This window comes from Rhodococcus yananensis, assembly GCF_020515525.1.
Taxonomy (GTDB): domain Bacteria; phylum Actinomycetota; class Actinomycetes; order Mycobacteriales; family Mycobacteriaceae; genus Rhodococcus; species Rhodococcus yananensis.
Map to the genome: position 1 here is coordinate 1 of NZ_JAIYEP010000051.1, position 20,375 is coordinate 20,375.

Here is a 20,375-nt window from a genome sequence, read left to right on the forward strand (position 1 = left end):
GCTCTTCCGATCGTAGCCAGAGCTACCAGAAGTGCGCACGGCACGTAGGAAGAGGATTGCCGCGATGTACCCCGAAGTCCGTCCCCGTCGCCTGCGCAGCAGCCCGGCGATGCGTCGTCTCGTGGGCGAGACCTCGCTCGAGCCCCGGCATCTGGTGCTGCCGATGTTCGTCGCGGACGGTCGCACTGAGCCGTGGGAGATCCCGTCGATGCCCGGTGTGTATCAGCACACCGAGGACTCGTTGCTCGCGGCGGCGACCGCCGCCGTCGACGCCGGGGTCGGTGGCCTGATGTTGTTCGGGGTGCCGCGACCGGAGGACAAGGATGCGCGCGGTTCGGGCGCGACCGATCCGGACGGAGTGCTCAACCGTGGACTGCGCGCGCTACGCGACGAACTCGGTGACGCGACCGTCGTCATGGCCGACACCTGCCTCGACGAGTTCACCGACCACGGTCACTGCGGTGTGCTGACCGCGGCCGGTGCCGTCGACAACGATGCGACGCTCGAGCGGTACGCGGAAATGGCTGTGGCCCAGGCGGATGCCGGCGCGCACGTGCTCGGCCCCAGCGGCATGATGGACGGCCAGGTCGGGGTGATCCGGGCCGCGCTGGACGCTGCCGGCCACACCGAGGTCGCGCAACTCGCCTACACGGCCAAGTATTCGTCGGCGTTCTACGGTCCGTTCCGCGAGGCGGTGTCGTCGTCGCTCGACGGCGACCGTCGCACATACCAGCAGGATCCGGCGAATCGTCGGGAAGCGCTCCACGAACTGGACCTTGACCTCGCCGAGGGCGCCGACATGGTGATGGTCAAACCCGCCATGTCGTATCTCGACATCCTGCGGCAGGTCGCCGACAGGTCGCCGGTTCCCGTTGCCGCGTACCAGATCTCGGGGGAGTACTCGATGATCACGGCGGCGGCGGCGAACGGGTGGATCGACCGCGATGCGGCGGTGCTCGAATCGCTGCTCGGCATCCGGCGGGCCGGCGCCGACATCGTGCTCAGCTACTGGGCCGCCGAGGTGGCGGCGGCGCTGTCGTGAGCTTTCCGATTCCGCCGCAGCCCGATCCCGCGGGTCCGGGTGCACGCGCCGTCCCTCAGGACGTGACGACCGCGTTCCAACTGTGGTGCGGTGTGCTGGCGTTGGCCGTCGTCACCACGGTTCTCGGTGTCGTGGATCTCTGGCAATCGCGGGACGTGCTCGTCGACACGATGCTCGAGGTCTCCGGCGACGCCGCAGCGGACGGCATCACCGCCGAGCAGCTCGAGGACATGATGCCGATGGCGTTCGGGCTCACCGTCGTCGTGGGGGTGCTGATCGTGGGTGTGCTCTTCCTGGTGGTGCGGCAGATGCGCAACGGGAAGAACTGGGCGCGCATGACGCTCACGCTGATCGGGGTGTTCATGTCCCTGACGACGCTCCCCACGGTGTTCGGGGTGGGCGTCGGTACCGGTGCGACGGGCTGGCTCGTCGGGGCGCTGGGAATCGTGCAGATCGTGGCGACCGTCGGAGCGATCGTGCTGATGCACCGCCGCGAATCGAATCGGTATTTTCTGAGGCTGCCCGCGAACTGACACGCCGACGGGGTGGTTGCGACCGCGCGCTCGCGGAGTACGGTGAGCACGCAATCTTCGGCCGTGCAGGCCGTCCCGCCGAGTGTAAGGACGTCATGCAGGTGGAACCCCGGCCCTACGGTCGTCGTCGTGAACTCGTGTTGATCGGTCTGATCGGCGTCCTGTGTCTGGTGACGACGCTGCTGATCGTGGTTCCGGGAGTGCTGAGCGCGTGACGGAGCGCGTCGGGCCCGGCCCGGCGCCGGTACTGTTCCACGAACCGGGTGCGCGGTGGCGTGCCGTCGCGTACGGACCGGTGTTCTGCGTGGTCGTGCTCGTGGTCGAGATGTTCACCGGCCCGGTCGTGCACTGGGCGGCCCTGCCGGTGATCGCGGTGGCGCTGGCCGGCTTCTCCTGGGTCACGGTGGTGGCGGCGCGGCGCCACGTCGGCGTCGAGTTGACCGCGCTGACCCTGCGGCAGGGCACGGAGGAGCTTCCGGTCGTCGACATCGAGGCGGTGTTGCCGCCGGCCGACGCACGTGCCCACGAGCCGCAACGCTGGGAGACCGCGCGTGTACTCGGCGAGCTCAGTCATGTTCCGCGTGGGCGGACCGCGATCGGGTTGCGGTTGCGGGGCGGGGTGTTCGTGCGGGCGTGGGCGTCCGACGACGACGCGCTGCGGACCGCGCTCACGGGCTGCATCGATCGCTGAACCGTCCGGAACCCGTTGAGAGAATGTACCCCCTAGGGGTATGCTCGACTCCGGAGATACCCCCAGGGGGTATCATTCTCCGTGGATCACGACCGGAAGGAACGGACATGCAGACCACATACCGCGTCGAGGGCATGACCTGCCAGCACTGCGTTGCCGCCGTCACCGAAGAGGTCGGTGCGCTCACCGGCGTCTCGTCCGTGAACGTCGACCTCGCCACCGGTGATGTCGTCGTCGACAGCGACGGCGCGCTCGACCGCACCGCCGTCGCCGCCGCCGTCGACGAGGCCGGCTACACCCTCGTCTGAGCCCCGCCGTCCGAACCCTCCCGGACCGAACTCATCCGGACCGCGCTGTCGACGGCCTCCCGCTCGAGCATCGCGGACCCGAGCAGGTACTCCGGTACCCCGAGACCCTCGACGAGGACCTGTGCGTGCGGGCGCAGCGACCGGCACCGCTCGTTGATGCCGCGCAGCACCGCCTTCGCCCGCTCCACCGACAGGTGGCGGTGTTCCATGAACCAGGCCTTGTCCTCGTCGATGACGGTCAACGCGTACAGGTCGCACAGATCCGACAGCAGGTCACGGGCGGTGTCGTCGGTGCAGTCGCCGATGGCCGCGACGAATGCCTCGAGGACGACCCGGTCGATGTGGGCGCGTGCCGCGTGCAGGACGTGGTCCTGGACGAAGTTGAACGCATCGAACGGGTCGTCCTCACGTTCGTTCGCGGCCCGCAGGCGCCGCGCCGCGGTGGACAGCAGGTACTGCTCGCGATCCTCGAACATCGTCAGCTGCGTTCCGCGGTTGAAGAGGCTGCCGTCCTCCTCGTTGTCCTGGCGGGTGTCGATGATCGTCTGGATGATCTGCTGCGCGGCCGTGCGCTTCTTGACGACGTCGGAGATCGTGTCGACGGCGAACCGCATCCACTCCACCGGGCTCATCCCGCGCACCTCGTCGGCGTACGCGGTGAGCAGTTCCTTCGCGACGAGCTGCGTGAGGACGTGATTGTCGCCCTCGAACGTGGTGAACACGTCGACGTCCGCGCGTAGCGCCGTCAACCGGTTCTCGGCCATGTAACCGGCACCCCCGCACGCCTCCCGGCACTCCTGGATCGCACGGGTCGCGTGCCAGGTGTTCGCGGCCTTCAGTCCGGCGGCGCGCCCCTCGAGCTCACGTTGCTCCTGGGGGTCGACGTCCTCGGCGGGCATCGACTGCAGCCGGTCCATCGCCGAGATCAGTTCGTTCTGGGCGAACCCCAGTGCGTACGCCCGCGCGATGTGCGGGAACAGCCGCCGCTGGTGCACGAGGTAGTCCAGGAGCAGCACCTCGTCGTCACTGCCCGGCGCGTCGAACTGACGCCGCACCAGCGCGTACCGCGTCGCGATCGACAGTGCCACCCGTGCCGCCGCACCGGCCGATCCGCCCACCGTGACACGGCCACGCACCAGCGTCCCGACCATCGTGAAGAACCGCCGGCTCGGACTCTCGATGTCCGAGTGGTACGTGCCGTCCGCGTCGACCTGCGCGTAGCGGTCGAGCAGGTTCTCCCTCGGAACACGTACCTCGTCGAACACGATGCGGCCGTTGTCCACCCCGGGGAGCCCACCCTTGTGGCCGCAGTCCGAGGTGGTCACCCCGGGCAGATCGTTTCCGTCCTCGTCGCGGATGGGCACGATCAGACAGTGCACACCGTGCGATTCGCCGCCGGTGATCAACTGCGCGAACACCGCAGCGACCCGCGCATGCTGCGCGGCACCGCCGATGTAGTCCTTGCGCGCCGACGGTGTGGGGGAGTGCACGACGAACTCGTCGGTCGCCGGATCGAACGTCGCGGTCGTCTCGAGCGCCTGCACGTCGCTGCCGTGCCCCGTCTCGGTCATCGCGAAGCAGCCGAGCAGGTCGAGATCGATCAGCGGCCGGATGTACCGGTCGTGGTGCCGTTTCGTCCCCAGGTTCGCGATCGCGCCGCCGAACAGACCCCACTGCACGCCGGACTTGACCATCAGTGACAGATCCGACATCGCGAGCATCTCGATCGATGCCACCGCCGAGCCGGCGTCACCCGTGCCGCCCATCTCGACCGGGAATCCGGCCTCGGCGTAGCCGTTCCCGGCGAGTCTGCGCATCTGCTCGAGCGTGATCTCGCGTGCCCGCTGCAGATCGGGTGTGTGGTGCGGTGCGAAGGCCGGATCGGCCAGATCGTCGCGCGCGCGGGCGCGGGCGTCGTGCCAGGCCCCGTCGAGGGCTCTGATCAGATGCTCACCGGTGGTCCGTTCGGTTGTGGTCGCCATGGCTCCGACCCTAGGGCGGTGGCGGCGTCGGCGGGGGAGACACGGCGCAGCGACGTCGTCACCCGGGGGATACCCGATGAGAGGCCCGTCACATCGGCGTGTCGCGTGCGGTCACCGCCTTTTGGCAAATCCCGCGAAACTGGGACACTGGAAATCGTGACTGCGACCCCCGATGCCTCCACCTCGCGCGACACCGAATCCACCGCACTTTTCACCCGGGCGTCGACGGTGACGCCGGGCGGGGTCAACTCCCCGGTTCGTGCCTTCGGGTCCGTCGGAGGATCACCGCGGTTCATCGCTTCGGGGACGGGCTGCACCCTCACCGACGTCGACGGAAACACCTACGTCGACCTGGTGTGTTCCTGGGGTCCGATGATCCTCGGCCACGCGCATCCGGCCGTCGTCGACGCCGTGCGCACGACCGCGACGTCCGGACTCTCGTTCGGCGCGCCCACCGCCGGTGAGATCGAACTCGCCGAAGAGATCGTCGCGCGGATCGCACCCGTCGAACAGGTCCGGCTCGTCAATTCGGGGACCGAGGCGACGATGAGCGCGGTGCGTCTGGCGCGCGGATTCACCGGCCGAAGCAAGATCGTGAAATTTTCCGGGTGTTATCACGGTCACGTCGACGCGCTGCTCGCCGACGCCGGTTCGGGACTTGCGACGTTCGGTCTGCCCACCTCGCCGGGGGTGACGGGAGCGCAGGCCGGCGACACGGTCGTCGTGCCCTACAACGATCTCGCTGCTGTCCGTGCCGCGTTCGATGCGAACCCGGGGCAGATCGCCGCGGTCATCACCGAGGCCGCCGCGGGAAACATGGGTACCGTGCCGCCGCTGCCGGGATTCAACGAGGGGCTGCGCACCGTCACCCGTGAGCACGGCGCACTACTGATCATGGACGAGGTGATGACCGGGTTCCGCGCGAGCGCCACCGGCTGGCACGGCATCGACGGGGTGTCCGGTGACCTCATGACGTTCGGGAAGGTCATGAGCGGTGGTCTGCCCGCTGCCGCCTTCGGTGGCCGCGCCGACGTCATGGCGCACCTCGCCCCGTCCGGCCCCGTCTACCAGGCCGGCACCCTCTCGGGGAACCCCGTCGCAGTCGCGGCGGGACTGGCGAGCCTGCGCGCCGCCGACGCCGACGTGTACGCCACCCTCGACCGCAATGCCGAGACCCTCGGCCGACTGCTGTCCGACGCCCTGACCACCGCGGGGATCGCGCATCGCGTGCAGAACGCGGGAACCCTGCTCAGCGTGTTCTTCACCGACGACCCCGTGACGAACTACGACGAGGCGAAGGCTGCCGAGACCTGGCGGTACCCGGCGTTCTTCCACGCACTGCTCGACCACGGTGTGTACGCGCCGCCCAGTGCGTTCGAGACGTGGTTCGTCTCGTCCGCCCTCGACGACGCCGCGTTCGCGCGGATCGCCGATGCGCTGCCGCACGCCGCCGAGGCCGCTGCCGCAGCGGTCGCACCGTGACGCAGGATCGACCGCCGATCCCGACGTCGTCGACAACCCGCTCCACCCCGCCCTCACCGACACCCGGAACGAACGAACCGAGGAACAGCCACGTGACCGAAGCCGCACCGTCCGAGACCCGCACCATCGTGCACGTGCTCCGGCACGGCGAGGTGCACAACCCGACCGGGATCCTCTACGGCCGTCTGCCCGGATTCCGGCTGTCGGTCACCGGAGAAGCACAGGCCCGTGCCGTCGCAGCGTCCCTCGCCGACCACGACATCGCCTGCGTCGTCGCGTCGCCGCTCGAACGGGCGCAGCAGACGGCGACACCCATCGCCGAGGCGCACGGGCTCGCGATCGACACGGACGACAATCTCATCGAGGCCGCGAACGACTTCGAGGGACTGAAGGTGGCGGTCGGTGACGGCGCCCTGCGCCAGCCCCGGCACTGGTGGAAGCTGAGGGATCCGATCACCCCGTCGTGGGGCGAACCGTACCTGCAGATCGCGCACCGGATGCTGGCCGCGGTCAACGCTGCGCGGGTTGCTGCGGCGGGCCGCGAAGCGGTGTGCGTGAGCCATCAGCTGCCGGTGTGGACGCTGCGCAGGTTCCTCGAGGGCGAACGCCTGTGGCACGACCCGCGCCGTCGGCAGTGCAGCCTCGCGTCACTGACCTCGCTCGTCTACGACGGCGACACGCTCGTCGACATCGTGTACTCCGAGCCCGCCGGTGCCTCCGACCCGAATGTGCACGGCGCATGAGGAAAGTCCTCCACGTGGTGGCCGCGGCGGTGTGTTCCGTCGCGGTCCTGACCTCCTGCGCCACGGGTGACGACGCCGTCGCCACCGGCGGCACCTTCGACTTCGTCTCGCCCGGCGGGCAGACCAGGATCTTCTACGACCCGCCGGAGGATCGCGGCACCCTCGGCGCCCTGCACGGCGAGGACCTGATGAACGAGGGAGAGACCCTTTCCCTCGACGACTTCGACGGGCAGGTCGTCGTCGTCAACATCTGGGGCCAGTGGTGCGCGCCGTGTCGCAGCGAGGCCGACGACCTCGAGGAGGTCTACCTGGCGACGAAGGATCTGGGCGTCGGGTTCCTCGGCATCAACGTCCGCGACAATCAGCGTGACAAGGCGCAGGACTTCGTGATCGACCAGCAGTTGACCTACCCGTCGATCTACGACCCGTCGATGCGGTCGTTGCTCGCACTCGGGCGGAACTATCCGACCTCCGTGGTGCCGACCACCGTGGTCCTCGACCGGCAGCACCGTGTCGCCGCGGTGTTCCTGACCGAGATCCTCGCCGAGGATCTGCAGCCCGTCGTCGAACGGGTCGCGGCCGAAACGGCACCGGACCAGCAATGACGGGCGGTGCGGTGATCAACGCGAACACGACCGTCCTGGCGTCCGGGATCGGCGAGACCTTCCGTGAGGTCGCGGCGACGGGACCGCTGCTCCTCGCACTCGGCGCGTGCGTACTCGCCGGCCTCGTGTCCTTCGCGTCACCGTGCGTGGTGCCGCTCGTGCCGGGATACCTGTCGTATCTCGCCGGCGTCGTCGGCGCGGAGTCTCCCGCGGTCACCGCCGAGCAGGCCGGCGCCCGAACCACCACGGTGCGTGCCGACGGGAGGTTGCGCGTCGCGGGTGCGGCGGCGCTGTTCGTCGCGGGGTTCACCGTCGTGTTCGTGCTCGCCACCGCCTCGGTGTTCGGAGCGATATCGTTGTTGTCGGTGAACCGTGACGTGTTCATGCGGGTGGGTGGCGTCGTCACGATCGTGATGGGCATGGTGTTCATCGGGCTGATCCCCGCGCTGCAACGCGACACGCGGGTGACGCCGAAGCGCCTCACCGGTCTGGCCGGTGCGCCGCTGTTGGGTGCGGTGTTCGCGCTCGGCTGGACCCCGTGCCTCGGACCCACGCTCACCGCCGTGATCACCCTGACTGCGGGCACGGAGGGCGCCACTGCTGCGCGCGGGGTGGCGCTCATGGTCGCCTACTGCCTGGGGCTCGGGTTGCCGTTCGTGATACTCGCGTTCGGGTCTGCGCGCGCGCTGCTCGGGGTGGGGTGGCTGCGGACGCACGCCCGGACGGTCCAATTGTTCGGCGGGATCATGTTGATGGCCGTCGGTGTCGCACTCGTCACCGGAGTATGGGACATGTTCGTCTCCTGGCTGCGTGACGCATTCGTCTCGGAAATGGAGTTACCGATTTGACGGCCACGGATATCCCCGCCTCCGCCGCGGCGTCGGGGCCGCCGAAGCAGGGTCCGTTCGGGCGCGGGCTCGCGCTGCTGCGCAACACCTGGCGTGGGCTCACGTCGATGCGCACCGCCTTGGTGCTGCTGTTCCTGCTCGCGCTCGCCGCGATCCCCGGGGCGCTGCTGCCGCAGCGCAGCCTGAACACGCAGAAGGTCGACGAGTACATCGCCGCCCGCCCCACACTGGGACGGTTGATGGACCGGGTCGAGTTGTTCGACGTGTTCGGCAGCGTCTGGTTCACCGCGATCTACGTGCTGCTGTTCGTCTCCCTCATCGGGTGCATCCTGCCGCGCTGCGTCGAATACTTCCACGCGTTGCGGGCGCGTCCCGTTGCGGCGCCGCGCAACCTGTCGCGGTTGCCGCACCACGTCACCACCGAGGTCGACGAGACCCCCGACGAGTCCATCACCCGGGTGCGGAGCGAACTGCGCGGGTGGCGCGTCGAACGGCGTGACGGAGGGCCCCGCGCGAGGGACGGGGAGATCACGCTCTCCGCGGAGAAGGGGTATCTGCGCGAAGCCGGTAATCTCGTCTTCCACGTCTCGCTCGTCGCATTGCTCGCCGCGGTCGCGATCGGCAAGCTGATCGGCTACGAGGGGCAGCGCATCCTCGTCGCCGACGGCGAGGAGTTCTGCACCACGTCACCGGCGTCCTTCGACTCGTTCCGTGCCGGGCTCGAACTCGACGGCACCGGACTGACCCCGATGTGTATCCGCGTGCACGACTTCGAGGCCGACTACCTCGACACCGGTCAAGCGGAGATGTTCACCTCGAACATCGAGTACCAGTTCGGTGAGGACCTCACGACCGGCACGTGGCGCAGTGCGCAGCTGAAGGTCAACCATCCGCTGCGGGTCGGTCATGACCGGGTCTATCTGCAGGGGCACGGATACGCGCCGATCTTCACGGTGACCTGGCCGAACGGGGAGACCCGGACCGAACGGATCCAGTGGGCTCCCGACGATGCGACGACGTTCCTGAGCAGCGGCGTGATGCGGTTCGATCCGCCGGGCGGAATGTTCCCCGACGCGGATGAGCGGCGACGCAACCAGATCGCCATCGAAGGCCTGTTCGCGCCGACCGCGTCGTTCGACGGCACGCTGCTCTCGTCGATCTTCCCGGACATGCTCGACCCGGCGGTCGCGATCGATATCTACAAGGGCGACGCCGGTCTCGACACGGGCAGCCCGCAGTCGTTGTTCTCCCTCAACGGGGAACTGATCAATCAGGGTCGTCTCGTCAAGCAGGACCGTGTGAACCTGAAGCCGGGGGAGAGCACGACACTGCCGGACGGCACGGTGGTGCGGTTCGACGGCGCGGTCGACTTCGTGAACCTGCAGGTGTCGCACGATCCGTCGCAGATGTGGGTTCTCGTCGCGGCCGTCACGATGATGGCGGGCCTGCTCGGGTCCCTCGTCGTCAAACGTCGCAGGATCTGGGTGCGCGTGTACCCGGCGGGTACAGTGGCCGAGGGTGAACGACGAACCGTAGTAGAACTCGGTGGTCTCGCGCGGACCGATCAGGCCGGGTGGGGAGACGAGTTCGACAGGCTGGTCGAACGACTGCTCGGTGACGATGCCCGGCACGAACCGGCTACGCGGGAGAACAGGAAATCATGAGTCTCAACGACACACTGGCCCGGTACAGCGACTGGACGTTCGAAGCCGGCTTCGCGGTCCTCGTGCTGGCGCTGATCCTGCTGGTGTCCGAGTACGCCACGTACCGGTCGCGGGTCGTCGCCGAGCGTGAACTCGCGGCGACAGGCGCGAGCGCCTCGGTGGGTGCAGGCACGGGCGGTGCGAGCACCGCGCTCGTCGACGGTCCGGGCCGGGTCGATGCGGCGCCCGGCCGGCCGCTCTCGGAACGTCTCGGCAACATGGGCCGCGCGCTCGTCGTCGTGGTCGCGGCACTTCTGGTGTCGTCGATCGTGTTGCGGGGGTTCGCCACCGAACGGTTCCCGCTCGGAAACATGTACGAGTTCGTCGCGATGGCGTGCGCGGCCGCGATCGTGTTCGGGCTGGTGGCGCTCCGGAAGCCGGCGTACCGCACCCTGTGGGTGTTCCTCCTGTTCCCGGTCCTGGTGCTGATGTTCCTGGCTGCGACGGTGCTGTACGCGGATGCCGCGCCTGTCGTGCCCGCCCTGCAGTCGTTCTGGTTGCCGATCCACGTGACGATCATCAGTGTGGGCAGCGGCATCTTCCTCGTCGCCGGTGCGGCGAGCGTCCTGTTCCTCATGCGGCTGCGTCAGCCGCGCGGTGAGGAGCGGGGTGTGCTGGGGCGGATCTGCAGGTTGCTGCCCGATGCGGAGACGCTCGACCGTCTCGCGTACCGCACCACGATCATCGCTTTCCCGCTGTTCGGTGTGGGGATCATTCTCGGCGCGATCTGGGCGGAGGCGGCGTGGGGTCGTTTCTGGGGCTGGGACCCGAAGGAGACGGTCTCGTTCATCACGTGGGTGATCTACGCCGCCTATCTGCATGCGCGTGCGACATCGGGGTGGCGGAACACGCGTGCCGCGTGGATCAACATCGCCGGGTTCGTGGCGATGCTGTTCAACCTGTTCATCATCAACATGGTGGTGTCGGGTCTGCACTCCTACGCCGGCCTGAACTGATCCTGCTATCGTCTCGGCGTCGTGGCGAGAGGGCGTCGCGGCGAGGTCCGAGAGAGTGGGGGACGGGTGATGGCCGGGAGCGCGGGACCGGGGCCGGCGGGCGGGGATCCCTCGGCGCAGGATCTCGATTCGTCGTTGTTGTTGCGTCGCGTCACGTCGCCGCCACGCGGCGGCTGGCGACGGGCACTGTTCCGGGCGACCGCCGGGCGGATCGATGTGGGTGAGGGTGCTCGCGAAGTCCGTCGCCGTGAGCTCGTCGACACCGTCACCGCGCCGCTGAACGGTTGCTACCGGATCGCGCTGCTCAGTTTGAAGGGCGGGGTCGGGAAGACGACGACGACCGCGACGCTGGGTTCGACCTTCGCGGCGTTGCGGGGCGACCGGGTCATCGCGGTGGATGCCAACCCCGACCGTGGGACGTTGAGCCAGAAGGTGCCGGCGGAGACGTCGGCCACGGTGCGCACTTTGCTACGCGACGAGGGTTTCGTGGACACGTACGCCGACGTGCGCGCGTACACGTCGCAGAACTCGCATCGGCTGGAGGTGCTGGCGTCCGACGCAGACCCGGCGGTGTCGGAGGCGTTCAGTGCCCGGGACTACGAGCGCACGCTGGGCCTGCTGGAACGCTTCTACAGCATCGTCCTGACCGACTGCGGGACCGGTCTGATGCACTCGGCGATGCGGTCGATTCTGGAGAACGCGGATGCGCTGGTCGTGATCAGTTCGGGGTCGGTCGACGGGGCGCGGAGCGCATCGGCCACCCTCGATTGGCTCGACGCGCACGGATACCGGAATCTGGTGGCCGAGTCGGTGGCCGTGGTGAATGCGGTCCGTCCGAGGTCGGGAAAGGTCGACATCGACCGTGTGGTGGGGCATTTCGACCAGCGGTGCCGCGCCGTCCAGCTGTTGCCGTTCGACCCTCATCTCGAGGAGGGCGCCGAAGTGGATCTCGCGCGCCTGCAGCCCGGCACCCGCCGGGCCCTGCTCGAGTTGGCGGCGGCGGTGGCGGGGGATTTCGGCAGGCCACCGCGCCGCGTCGACAGTCAGTCGCCGGTGTCCTGATCGGGTCCGGGTGTGCCGTCGGTGCGGCGGCGGTGCACCTCTCGGTCGACCTGCCACAGGAATTCGGGGTCGTCGTCCGGTCCGAGGACGCGCGACGGTGGTTGCCGCAGGCTCGGACCGAAGCCCTTCCACAGCAGGACGACGAGTGTCACCGCACCGATGAGTGCCAGCAGATAGAGCACGATGCACCTCCTGACCGTGGGCACGCGCCGCCGGGACGACGGCATCGTGCTGCCCTGATCACTCCAGTCTAGGTGCCCGGGTGCGGTGTGACAGCGCGCCGGTCGGTTCGGTGTCGAACTGCCGGTGTCGAGCGGCGCGGATCCGGGTGTCCCGGTGAGGCCTCAGCGGGTGGCTTCGGTGGTGAGTGAGCGCAGCAGCGCGAGAACTTCGGACTCGCGGAATCGGCGGTGGCCGCCGGGGGTGCGCAGCGAACCCAGTCGGCCTGCGTGGGCCCATCGGGTGACCGTCTTGGGGTCGACGTGGAAGAGTGCAGCGACCTGGCCGGGTGTGAGCAGGGATTCTTTTGCGCCGTTGAAGGTGGGTGCGCTCATCGTGAGTGTCCTCCCGGTTGTTCTGTCGTGATCGGTTCTGTCGTGATCGGTTCTGTTGTGATCGGTTCTGTTGTGATCGGTTTGTCGTGATCGGGGTGTTCGATCGGGTTGTCCTTCGCCATGGTGGCACCGAACCCCCCGGTTGCTCGAACGGTCTACGGTTGGTAAAGCGGAAGTAATGGACAAATCGGACGGGTGTCCGGTTTGTTGCGCGGGTGATGCGTGGGCGTCCCGGTGTGGTCCGTGCGGCACTCCCGGTCCGGTGTTCGACGACCCGGTTACCCTGGAACGGTGAGCGATGAACACCGGATTGACGCGTCTGATACCCCCGCCGGGTCGCGGCGAAACCTCCCCGCCGCGGACGGAGCGGGAACCGGCGGTCTCGTCCGGGACGTGGCGCTGTACTCACTCGCCCGCCTCGCGCTCGTCGTCGTGCTCGCGGCGGCCGTCCTGTACGTGCCGCGTGCCTTCGGCGTGGACATCCCGTTGCTCGTCGCCGTGCTGTTCGCCGTCCTGATCGCGTTGCCCGTCTCGCTCGTGGTGTTCGCGCCGCTGCGTCGCCGGGTCAACGAGGGCATCGCCACCGTCGACGCGCGCCGGCGTCTCGCCCGTGAAGACCTCGAGGGGCGCCTGCGGGGTGAGGACGGACGGTGAGTGCCGACGCTTCCGGCACCATCGACCGCAGTGCGTCGCGGGACTGGGTCGACAACGCCGTCCGATTGATCGAGGCGGACGCGCAACGCAGCGCCGACACGCACCTGCTGCGGTACCCGCTGCCCGCCGAGTGGAACGTCGATCTGTATCTCAAGGACGAGTCCACCCACGTCACGGGCAGTCTCAAGCATCGACTCGCGCGCTCGCTGTTCCTGTACGCGCTGTGCAACGGTGCGATCCGGGAGGACACGCCGATCATCGAGGCGTCCTCGGGATCGACCGCGGTGAGCGAGGCGTACTTCGCGCACCTGCTCGGGCTCGAGTTCGTCGCGGTGGTGCCCCGGCGGACATCGCCCGCGAAAGTCGCGCTGATCGAGGCCCAGGGGGGTCGCTGTCACTACATCGATCGGCCACCCGAGATCTACAGCGAAGCGCAACGGCTCGCCGACGAGCTCGGCGGCTGCTATCTCGACCAGTTCACCAACGCGGAACGGGCCACCGACTGGCGCGGGAACAACAACATCGCCGAGAGCGTCTTCTCGCAGATGCGGCTCGAGCGATTCCCCGTGCCGGACTGGATCGTCGTGGGGGCGGGCACCGGTGGCACCAGCGCGACGATCGGCCGCTACATCCGGTACCGACGGCACGCGACCCGGTTGGCCGTGGTCGATCCGGAGGGGTCGGCCTTCTTCGGTGGCTACGAGACGGGCGCTCCCGACTACGAGACGGGCCTGCCGTCACGGATCGAGGGTATCGGGCGGCCGAGGGTGGAACCGTCGTTCGAGCCGCGGGTGGTGGACCGCATGATCCGGGTTCCCGACGCCGCGTCGATCGCGGCGATGCGATTCGGCAGCGCCGCGCTCGGTCGCCGGGTGGGCGGGTCGACGGGAACGAACCTGTGGGGTGCGTTCGGCCTGATCGGCGACATGCTCGCGGAGGGGCGCCGCGGCAGCGTCGTGACACTGCTGTGCGACGGCGGCGAACGGTATTCGGACACGTACTACGCGGACGAGTGGGTGGCGGCGGAGGGGCTGGATCTCACCGGCCCGAACGAGGTGCTCGAGACCTTCGTCCGCACCGGGAAGTGGGTCGATTCGGCGGGCTGAGCCGCGGGCCGGACTTCCGGCGGCCCGCACCCGCCACCTCGGGCGTCAACACGTGTTGACGCCCGAGGGTTGTCAATGTATGTTGACGACATGAACGATGCGACCACGCTTGCCGCCTCGGCTACGAGCCCCGATCCCGCCGAAGGGCTGCGCGCCGTGCGCGCACTGCGGCGCCTCCTCGACCGTCTCGAGACGGTGCAGGTCGAGAACGCCCGTCACCAGGGCTGGTCCTGGCAGGCGATCGCGGACGCGCTCGCGGTGAGCAAACAGGCGGTCCACCAGAAATACAACCGGAAGCGCGGGTAGACCATGTTCGAACGATTCACCGACGGTGCCCGTGCGGCGGTCGTGGCCGCGCAGACCGAAGCGGTCCGCGCCCACACCGACCGGATCACCGGCGCCCACCTCCTGCTCGGTGTGCTCGTCGCCGACGAATCGTTGCGCACCGCACTCGCCGACGTCGGGCTCACCCCCGACGGGCTGCGCAGCGCTCTCGCCGGTCGCGCCGACGACCCCCTCGGCCCCGACGACGCGAAGGCCCTCGAATCCATCGGTATCGACCTCGACGAGGTGCGGTCCCGGCTCGAGGCGTCCTTCGGCGACGGTGTCCTCGACCGTGCCACGCCCCCCGGGAAGAAGAGCCGACTCCAGAAGCTGTTCGGCGACCACGTCCCGTTCACGTCGGACGCCAAGGGCGCGCTGGAACTGGCCCTGCGTGAGGCCGTCGCCCGACGGGAGAAGGCGATCCGGCCCGAACATCTCGCGCTCGGGGTGCTGCGCGGCGACGACCCGGCGACCGCGTCCCTGATCGACGCGCACGTGCCGCGGGCGACACTGCGCCGGGTCCTCACGGACCGCCTCGATTCCGCTGCGTGACGCGACGGGCGCGGGCACGCGTCGACCGGCGCGGGTGTGTCACAGTGTCAGGATGATTTCACTGATCCTGCGGTTGATCATCAACGCGGTCGGGTTGTGGCTCGCGGCGCGACTCGTCAGCGGCATCGTCCTCACCGGTGTCGACGGTGGTGAATTCACGGTCGACACCGCGCTGGCCCTGCTGCTCGTGGCCCTGATCTTCACGGTGATCAACGCGCTGGTCAAACCGATCGTCAAGCTGCTGTCGCTGCCGCTGGTGATCCTGACCCTGGGCCTGTTCACCCTCGTCATCAACGCCCTGATGCTGTGGCTGACGTCGTGGGTGAGCGGCCAGATCGACGGTGCACTGTCGATCGACGGGTTCTGGGCGGCCTTCTGGGGTGCCGTCATCATCTCCATCGTCAACCTGGTGCTCGGGCTGATCGTGCCCGACCGCGACTGACCGCGGACCGTCAGCCGAATGCGAGCGCCGGGCTCGTCACGACCGCCCACACGAGCATGGCGAGTCCGGTGTCGCGCAACGCGGGCAGCAGTTCCAAGCCCATCCCGCCGCGCCGGATCGGCGCGTGTGCGCGCACGGCGAACGGCACCGCGAGGAACCCGGCCAGCGCCCAGGGAGTCGACCATGCCAACGCGATCGACACCGCGAACGGCACCGTCACGAGCGTCATGTGCAGGAGGCGGGTGCGCGGATCCCCGAGTCGCACCGCGAGCGTCCGCTTTCCGGACTCACGGTCGGTGGGGATGTCACGGAGGTTGTTCGTGACCATCACCGAACTGGAGAAGCACCCGACCGCGACCGCCGCGACCACACCCACCCAGTCGACGCGCCCGGCCTGCACGAACTGGGTACCCAGGACGGCGATCAACCCGAAGAACACGAAGACGGCGATCTCGCCGAGCCCGCTGTACCCGTACGGGCTGCGGCCACCGGTGTAGTACCAGGCTCCGAGAATGCACACGACGCCGACGAGCAGCAGCCACCACGCGCTGGTCACGGCGAGAACCAGGCCGGCGACCGCGCCCACCCCGAAACAGGCGAACGCGGCGCGTTTCACCGCGCCCGGCGACGCCAGTCCGGAACCCACGAGGCGCATGGGACCGACCCGTTCGTCGTCGGTGCCCCGCACCCCGTCGGAATAGTCGTTGGCGTAGTTGACGCCGATGTTCAGCGACAGCGCCACGATCAGCGCGAGCAGCGCCTTCCACCACACCGCGCCGTCGAGAGCGGCGGCCGCACCCGTTCCCACGAGCACCGGTGCGATCGCGTTGGGGAGGGTGCGCGGGCGGGCGCCTTCGAGCCATTGACCAGCGGTTGCCATGCGTCGATCTTCGCACCCGGTCCGCGGCGTCCCGCGTCCGGGCGAGGCTCAGGAGAAACGCGCGGTCAACCCCCGTCGGTCGACCTTGCCGGGGCCGCGCAACGGCAGCGCATCGACGACGTGGAGTTCGCGGGGTGCGGCGGCAGCACCGAGAGCATCGCTCACGAACGCGCGGAGCTCGGCGAGATCCGGGGAGTCCGGTCCGGCCGCGACCACCACGGCCGTGACGCGGTGCCCCAGTCGGTCGTCGGGGAGGCCGACGACCGCGGCCTCGCGCACCGCAGGGTGCTCCACGAGCACCGCCTCCACGACCTGCGGCACCACCGTCAGTCCACCGCTCGAGATCGCTTCGTCGAGACGGCCGACGATGTGCAGCACTCCGTCGTCGACGATGCCCGCGTCGTCGGTGCGGAACCATCCGGGTTCGGCGAACGCCGGATGATCGGGCATACCTCGGTAGCCGGAGGCGAGCGTCCTGCCGCCGAGCCACACGCGGGAGTCGTCGTCCACTCGGACCCGGACGCCGTCGAGCGGTACACCGTCGTACACGCAGCCACCGCACGTCTCGCTCATCCCGTACGTCCGCACGACGTGCACACCCGACTGCCGCGCGCGGCGCAGAACGGGCGCGGGTGTTGCGGCACCTCCGAGGAGGATCGCGTCGAGGGACGCGAGCGCGTCGAGCGCCTCGGGACGATCGAGACACTTCACGAGCTGCGTCGGGACCATCGAGGCGTATCGACGTGGCCCGGGCATCGCGGCGATCGCCGTCGGCAACTCCGCCGGATCGAACCCGTCGGAGACGTCGACGACCGTCGGAACGGTGCCGGACAGCACGCTGCGCAACAGGACCTGCATCCCGGCGATGTGATGTGCGGGAAGCGCGAGCAGCCACGATGCGGTGCCGCCGAGGGCACGGTGGGTGGCGTCACCACCTGCGCGCAGCGCGCCCGCGGTCAACTGGGCGCCCTTCGGGGTCCCGGTCGTTCCCGAGGTCGCCACGACCAGCCCGATACCGGCGTCGATCGGTTGCCCGGGATGCAGCGCGTCGGTGAGGCGCCGGATCTCGCGGTCGTCGTCGGCGGGCACCGGAAGCAGAGCCGGACCGTCACCGTCGAGCATGCGCTGCAGCGCCGGGAGGATGTCGAGGACCCGATCACCGGACGGCACCGTGAGGACCTCGAGACGCGCCGTCACAGGTCGTGACCCGTCAGTGGCCACCCGCCGACCTCGAGGTGCCTGCGCACCCGGTCGACGTCGTTCTCGAGGGGCATCTCGTTGGTGATCCTGGTGATCAGCACTGCGATGTCGGTCTTGCTGATCGGCAGATCGCCTTCGTCGACGAGCGCATCGACGACCTGATCGACCTCGGTGTCCGACAGTCGCCGTTTCAGCAGTGCGAACAGCGGAACGTAGTCCTGCTCCGGCACTCCCTCGGGGTAACCGGCCCGGAGCCATTCGATGATGGAGGCGAGGAACGGGGGAAGCATCCGGTTCCCCTCACCGTGAGCCGTCGTCGGAGTCCCCGTCGACGCCGGTGTTCTCGTCGGGGTCGGTGTACTCGTCGCCGCCGGTGTTCTCGTCGGGGTCGTCGGTCGCCACGACGGGCCAGCCCCCCGCGACGAGGTGTTCCGTCACACGGTCGATGTCCTCCTGGGACGGGTCCTCCTGCAACACGCCGGCGATGATCCGGCGCAGGGTGTCGTAGTCGACGTGGCGTTCCGGGTGTTCGTGCGCGGTGGCGACCGACAGATCGAGAATGCGGCCGATGTCCTCGTCGGTCAACCGGCGACGCAGGACCGACAGCAGCGCGAAATGGTCCTTGGGCGGGATGCCCTCCGGATAGCCTGCGTGCAGCCAGTCCAGAACCGAACGCAGCGAGTATCTGGGCACAGTGATCGTTCGTCCCTTTCCTCGACCGTGATCAGAAGACGTGGATACCGAGACTGTTCGACAGGAAGTCGGCAGTCAACAGCAGTATCCCCGCGACGATCGCGATCACCACGACAGCGAAGCAGACGGCGGCGCCGACGCGACCGAGGAGGGTCGCGCGCCCGTCCTCGGTCTGCCCGTACGCGAGCGAACGCATTCCCAGGGCGAACACCGCGGGCAGTCCGGCACCGAGAAGGACGCCGACGAGTACGACCTGCCACAGCGAATCGAGGGTGTGCACCAGCAGGTTCACGGGCGGGCCTCCGCATCGGCGGGCACGGCGACGGACGCGGCATCGTCGTGACCGGCGCCGTCCCAGTCGGCGTTGACGTTCGACGAATCGACCGGCTGACGACGCGACCGCAGGTACATCAGCAGCGCGAGCGCGCACAGCACCGCGAACACGACGAGCACTCCGGCGAGACCGCCGATCAGATGCGCGACCGCCCAGCAGAGTGCACCGACGACACCTGCGCACGGCAGTGTGATCAGCCAGGCCACGGCCATCCGTCCCGCGATGCCCCACCGAACCTCGGCGCCCTTGGTGCCGAGTCCCGTGCCGAGGATCGAGCCGGTCGCGACGTGCGTGGTCGACAGCGGGAGCCCGAAGTGGCTGGACGTGAGAATGATCGCGGCGGACGACGACTCCGCGGCCATGCCCTGCGGGGGTGTGATCTCGACGAGACCCTTGCCGAGGGTCCGGATGATCCGCCAGCCACCGAGATAGGTGCCGAGGGCGATCGCGACCGCGCACGCGAACTTCACCCAGAACGGCATCTCGGTGTCGGGCGTGAGCGTTCCGTACGCGACGAGCGCCAGGAAGATCACGCCCATCGTCTTCTGCGCGTCGTTCGTACCGTGCGCGAGGGAGACCAGCGACGCCGTGCCGATCTGACCGATCCGGAAACCCTTGCTGCGGGTGCCCTCGGGGACGTCACGGGTGATCCGATGAACCGACCACGTGCCGACGGACGCGACGAGCGCCGCCACCACGGGGGCGAGCAGCGCCGGGATGATCACCTTGCCGAGTACGCCGTCCCACACGACACCGCCGACGCCGATCGCGGCGAGCGCCGAGCCGATCAGGCCACCGAACAGGGCATGCGAAGAACTCGACGGCAGGCCGAACAACCATGTCGCGAGGTTCCACAGGATGCCGCCGACCAACCCGGCGAACACGATCAGCAACAGGTCCGAACCACTGGTGCTGTCGAGATTCACCACACCCTTGGCGACGGTCGCGGCGACCTCGACCGACAGGAACGCGCCCACCAGGTTGAGGATTGCCGAGAGGGCGACCGCAGTCTTCGGCTTCAACGCACCGGTGGCGATGGATGTGGCCATCGCATTGCCCGTGTCGTGGAAGCCGTTCGTGAAGTCGAAAGCGAGGGCAGTGACGACCACCACCAGTAGGACAACGAACTCTGCGGTCACGTCTCACGATTGTGAGGTAGTGAGGGGGGGAAAGTACAGCCGGGAAACGGGTGAATACCGACACGTGAACAATTCGTGACGTCCGACCGGTGACGGAGGACGCGCACTGTGCCCGATGTCACCCGGTTCGGGTCCCGAATCGGGTCCGGTCAGCGGACGTCGCGGCGGATCGGATGATCCGGAGGGATCTGGACGAGCACGACGGGAATGCCGTCGGGATCGGCGATCCACAGCTCGTGCAGACCCCACGGTTCGGCCCGGGCCTCACGCACCACCGTCACACCCGACGCGACCAACTCGTCCTGCGCCGCATACACGTCGCGCACCTGCAGCCACAGCGCGCCGCGGAAGGGCTGCGGGTCCGAGGAGGACCCGGTGTCGCCGTGCGCGGCGATCTCGACGAGGCCCTGTCCGGCGAAGAACACGGTGCCGCCCGGATACTCCCGGGCGATCGCCAACCCGAGCGTCGTCCCGTAGAACTCGAGCGCCGCGTCGTAGTCCGCGGGTCGCAGGATCATGCGACTGCTGAGGATCTCCACGTC

General features: G+C 68.8%; 26 protein-coding genes. 16 read left to right on the forward strand and 10 right to left on the reverse strand.

Annotation, left to right across the window (positions count from 1 at the left end; all coding sequences use genetic code 11):
* Positions 1 to 64 precede the first annotated feature (64 nt).
* The 4 genes from hemB to LDQ05_RS13220 all read left to right on the forward strand — a co-directional run bounded on the left by hemB (position 65) and on the right by LDQ05_RS13220 (position 2,574).
* Positions 65 to 1,042 carry a porphobilinogen synthase gene (hemB, locus tag LDQ05_RS13205; protein ID WP_226437420.1) on the forward strand — a complete coding sequence of 326 codons (978 nt, stop codon included), beginning with the start codon at positions 65 to 67 and terminating at the stop codon, positions 1,040 to 1,042.
* Complete coding sequence (locus tag LDQ05_RS13210; protein WP_226437421.1) at positions 1,039 to 1,575, forward strand: hypothetical protein; 537 nt, start codon at positions 1,039 to 1,041, stop codon at positions 1,573 to 1,575. Before hemB ends, LDQ05_RS13210 begins: the two co-directional genes overlap by 4 nt.
* Before the next feature lie 211 nt (positions 1,576 to 1,786).
* Complete coding sequence (gene mce1N, locus LDQ05_RS13215) at positions 1,787 to 2,266, forward strand: transport-regulating membrane protein Mce1N (protein ID WP_226437422.1); 480 nt, start codon at positions 1,787 to 1,789, stop codon at positions 2,264 to 2,266.
* Positions 2,267 to 2,373: 107 nt separating this feature from the next.
* A complete protein-coding gene (locus LDQ05_RS13220) occupies positions 2,374 to 2,574 on the forward strand; it encodes a heavy-metal-associated domain-containing protein (RefSeq protein WP_226437423.1) in 201 nt (66 codons plus the stop codon).
* Here the strand turns inward: LDQ05_RS13220 and LDQ05_RS13225 are convergent.
* The gene (locus tag LDQ05_RS13225) at positions 2,559 to 4,556 is read right to left on the reverse strand and encodes an acyl-CoA dehydrogenase family protein (protein ID WP_226437424.1); all 1,998 of its coding nucleotides are present in this window, start codon (positions 4,554 to 4,556) and stop codon (positions 2,559 to 2,561) included. The genes LDQ05_RS13220 and LDQ05_RS13225 overlap by 16 nt on opposite strands.
* Before the next feature lie 156 nt (positions 4,557 to 4,712).
* Here LDQ05_RS13225 and hemL point away from each other — a divergent pair, with 156 nt between their 5' ends.
* The 7 genes from hemL (at position 4,713) to LDQ05_RS13260 (ending at position 11,955) form a co-directional block, all read left to right on the forward strand.
* Entirely contained in the window at positions 4,713 to 6,038 is a 1,326-nt protein-coding gene (hemL, locus tag LDQ05_RS13230) for a glutamate-1-semialdehyde 2,1-aminomutase (RefSeq protein WP_226437425.1), read from the forward strand.
* Positions 6,039 to 6,130: 92 nt separating this feature from the next.
* A complete protein-coding gene (locus LDQ05_RS13235; RefSeq protein ID WP_226437426.1) occupies positions 6,131 to 6,781 on the forward strand; it encodes a histidine phosphatase family protein in 651 nt (216 codons plus the stop codon).
* Positions 6,778 to 7,386: a TlpA disulfide reductase family protein gene (locus LDQ05_RS13240; RefSeq protein WP_226437427.1), complete on the forward strand. Its 609-nt coding sequence runs from the start codon at positions 6,778 to 6,780 to the stop codon at positions 7,384 to 7,386. Before LDQ05_RS13235 ends, LDQ05_RS13240 begins: the two co-directional genes overlap by 4 nt.
* Positions 7,383 to 8,234 carry a cytochrome c biogenesis CcdA family protein gene (locus LDQ05_RS13245; protein ID WP_226437428.1) on the forward strand — a complete coding sequence of 284 codons (852 nt, stop codon included), beginning with the start codon at positions 7,383 to 7,385 and terminating at the stop codon, positions 8,232 to 8,234. The genes LDQ05_RS13240 and LDQ05_RS13245 overlap by 4 nt, the downstream gene beginning before the upstream one ends.
* The gene (gene resB, locus LDQ05_RS13250; protein WP_264184995.1) at positions 8,231 to 9,898 is read left to right on the forward strand and encodes a cytochrome c biogenesis protein ResB; all 1,668 of its coding nucleotides are present in this window, start codon (positions 8,231 to 8,233) and stop codon (positions 9,896 to 9,898) included. Before LDQ05_RS13245 ends, resB begins: the two co-directional genes overlap by 4 nt.
* Positions 9,895 to 10,893 (forward strand): c-type cytochrome biogenesis protein CcsB, encoded by a 999-nt coding sequence (gene ccsB, locus LDQ05_RS13255; RefSeq protein WP_226437429.1) that lies wholly within the window; start codon positions 9,895 to 9,897, stop codon positions 10,891 to 10,893. Before resB ends, ccsB begins: the two co-directional genes overlap by 4 nt.
* Before the next feature lie 69 nt (positions 10,894 to 10,962).
* Positions 10,963 to 11,955, forward strand: a complete 993-nt coding sequence (locus tag LDQ05_RS13260; RefSeq protein ID WP_226437430.1) for a MinD/ParA family ATP-binding protein — start codon at positions 10,963 to 10,965, stop codon at positions 11,953 to 11,955.
* Here LDQ05_RS13260 and LDQ05_RS13265 read toward each other — a convergent pair.
* Together LDQ05_RS13265 and LDQ05_RS13270 are read right to left on the reverse strand one after the other, a co-directional pair.
* A complete protein-coding gene (locus LDQ05_RS13265; RefSeq protein WP_226437431.1) occupies positions 11,937 to 12,137 on the reverse strand; it encodes a hypothetical protein in 201 nt (66 codons plus the stop codon). The two genes, LDQ05_RS13260 and LDQ05_RS13265, sit on opposite strands and share 19 nt — an antisense overlap.
* 162 nt (positions 12,138 to 12,299) lie before the next feature.
* Positions 12,300 to 12,509: a BldC family transcriptional regulator gene (locus LDQ05_RS13270; RefSeq protein ID WP_006552323.1), complete on the reverse strand. Its 210-nt coding sequence runs from the start codon at positions 12,507 to 12,509 to the stop codon at positions 12,300 to 12,302.
* Positions 12,510 to 12,800: 291 nt separating this feature from the next.
* Here LDQ05_RS13270 and LDQ05_RS13275 point away from each other — a divergent pair, with 291 nt between their 5' ends.
* From LDQ05_RS13275 to LDQ05_RS13295, 5 genes are all read left to right on the forward strand, one after another.
* Entirely contained in the window at positions 12,801 to 13,163 is a 363-nt protein-coding gene (locus tag LDQ05_RS13275; protein WP_226437432.1) for a DUF4229 domain-containing protein, read from the forward strand.
* Positions 13,160 to 14,269 carry an L-cysteine desulfhydrase Cds1 gene (gene cds1, locus LDQ05_RS13280; protein ID WP_226437433.1) on the forward strand — a complete coding sequence of 370 codons (1,110 nt, stop codon included), beginning with the start codon at positions 13,160 to 13,162 and terminating at the stop codon, positions 14,267 to 14,269. Before LDQ05_RS13275 ends, cds1 begins: the two co-directional genes overlap by 4 nt.
* Positions 14,270 to 14,359: 90 nt before the next feature.
* Positions 14,360 to 14,575, forward strand: coding sequence for a helix-turn-helix domain-containing protein (locus LDQ05_RS13285; RefSeq protein WP_226437434.1), 216 nt, complete (start codon positions 14,360 to 14,362; stop codon positions 14,573 to 14,575).
* 3 nt (positions 14,576 to 14,578) lie between these two features.
* Positions 14,579 to 15,145, forward strand: a complete 567-nt coding sequence (locus LDQ05_RS13290; protein WP_226437435.1) for a Clp protease N-terminal domain-containing protein — start codon at positions 14,579 to 14,581, stop codon at positions 15,143 to 15,145.
* Positions 15,146 to 15,197: 52 nt separating this feature from the next.
* Positions 15,198 to 15,587: a phage holin family protein gene (locus LDQ05_RS13295; RefSeq protein ID WP_226437436.1), complete on the forward strand. Its 390-nt coding sequence runs from the start codon at positions 15,198 to 15,200 to the stop codon at positions 15,585 to 15,587.
* 10 nt (positions 15,588 to 15,597) lie between these two features.
* On the opposite strand, the gene LDQ05_RS13300 is transcribed toward LDQ05_RS13295, so the two are convergent.
* From LDQ05_RS13300 to LDQ05_RS13330, 7 genes are all read right to left on the reverse strand, one after another.
* Positions 15,598 to 16,467, reverse strand: coding sequence for a 1,4-dihydroxy-2-naphthoate polyprenyltransferase (locus tag LDQ05_RS13300; RefSeq protein ID WP_226437437.1), 870 nt, complete (start codon positions 16,465 to 16,467; stop codon positions 15,598 to 15,600).
* 48 nt (positions 16,468 to 16,515) lie between these two features.
* Positions 16,516 to 17,664: an o-succinylbenzoate--CoA ligase gene (menE, locus tag LDQ05_RS13305; RefSeq protein WP_226437438.1), complete on the reverse strand. Its 1,149-nt coding sequence runs from the start codon at positions 17,662 to 17,664 to the stop codon at positions 16,516 to 16,518.
* Positions 17,661 to 17,957, reverse strand: a complete 297-nt coding sequence (locus tag LDQ05_RS13310) for a DUF3349 domain-containing protein (protein ID WP_226437439.1) — start codon at positions 17,955 to 17,957, stop codon at positions 17,661 to 17,663. Before LDQ05_RS13310 ends, menE begins: the two co-directional genes overlap by 4 nt.
* 10 nt (positions 17,958 to 17,967) lie before the next feature.
* Positions 17,968 to 18,360 carry a DUF3349 domain-containing protein gene (locus tag LDQ05_RS13315; RefSeq protein ID WP_226437440.1) on the reverse strand — a complete coding sequence of 131 codons (393 nt, stop codon included), beginning with the start codon at positions 18,358 to 18,360 and terminating at the stop codon, positions 17,968 to 17,970.
* 31 nt (positions 18,361 to 18,391) lie between these two features.
* A complete protein-coding gene (locus LDQ05_RS13320; RefSeq protein WP_226437441.1) occupies positions 18,392 to 18,652 on the reverse strand; it encodes a hypothetical protein in 261 nt (86 codons plus the stop codon).
* Positions 18,649 to 19,833 carry an inorganic phosphate transporter gene (locus LDQ05_RS13325; RefSeq protein ID WP_226437442.1) on the reverse strand — a complete coding sequence of 395 codons (1,185 nt, stop codon included), beginning with the start codon at positions 19,831 to 19,833 and terminating at the stop codon, positions 18,649 to 18,651. Before LDQ05_RS13325 ends, LDQ05_RS13320 begins: the two co-directional genes overlap by 4 nt.
* Before the next feature lie 149 nt (positions 19,834 to 19,982).
* The gene (locus LDQ05_RS13330; RefSeq protein ID WP_226437443.1) at positions 19,983 to 20,372 is read right to left on the reverse strand and encodes a VOC family protein; all 390 of its coding nucleotides are present in this window, start codon (positions 20,370 to 20,372) and stop codon (positions 19,983 to 19,985) included.
* Positions 20,373 to 20,375: the final 3 nt, after the last annotated feature.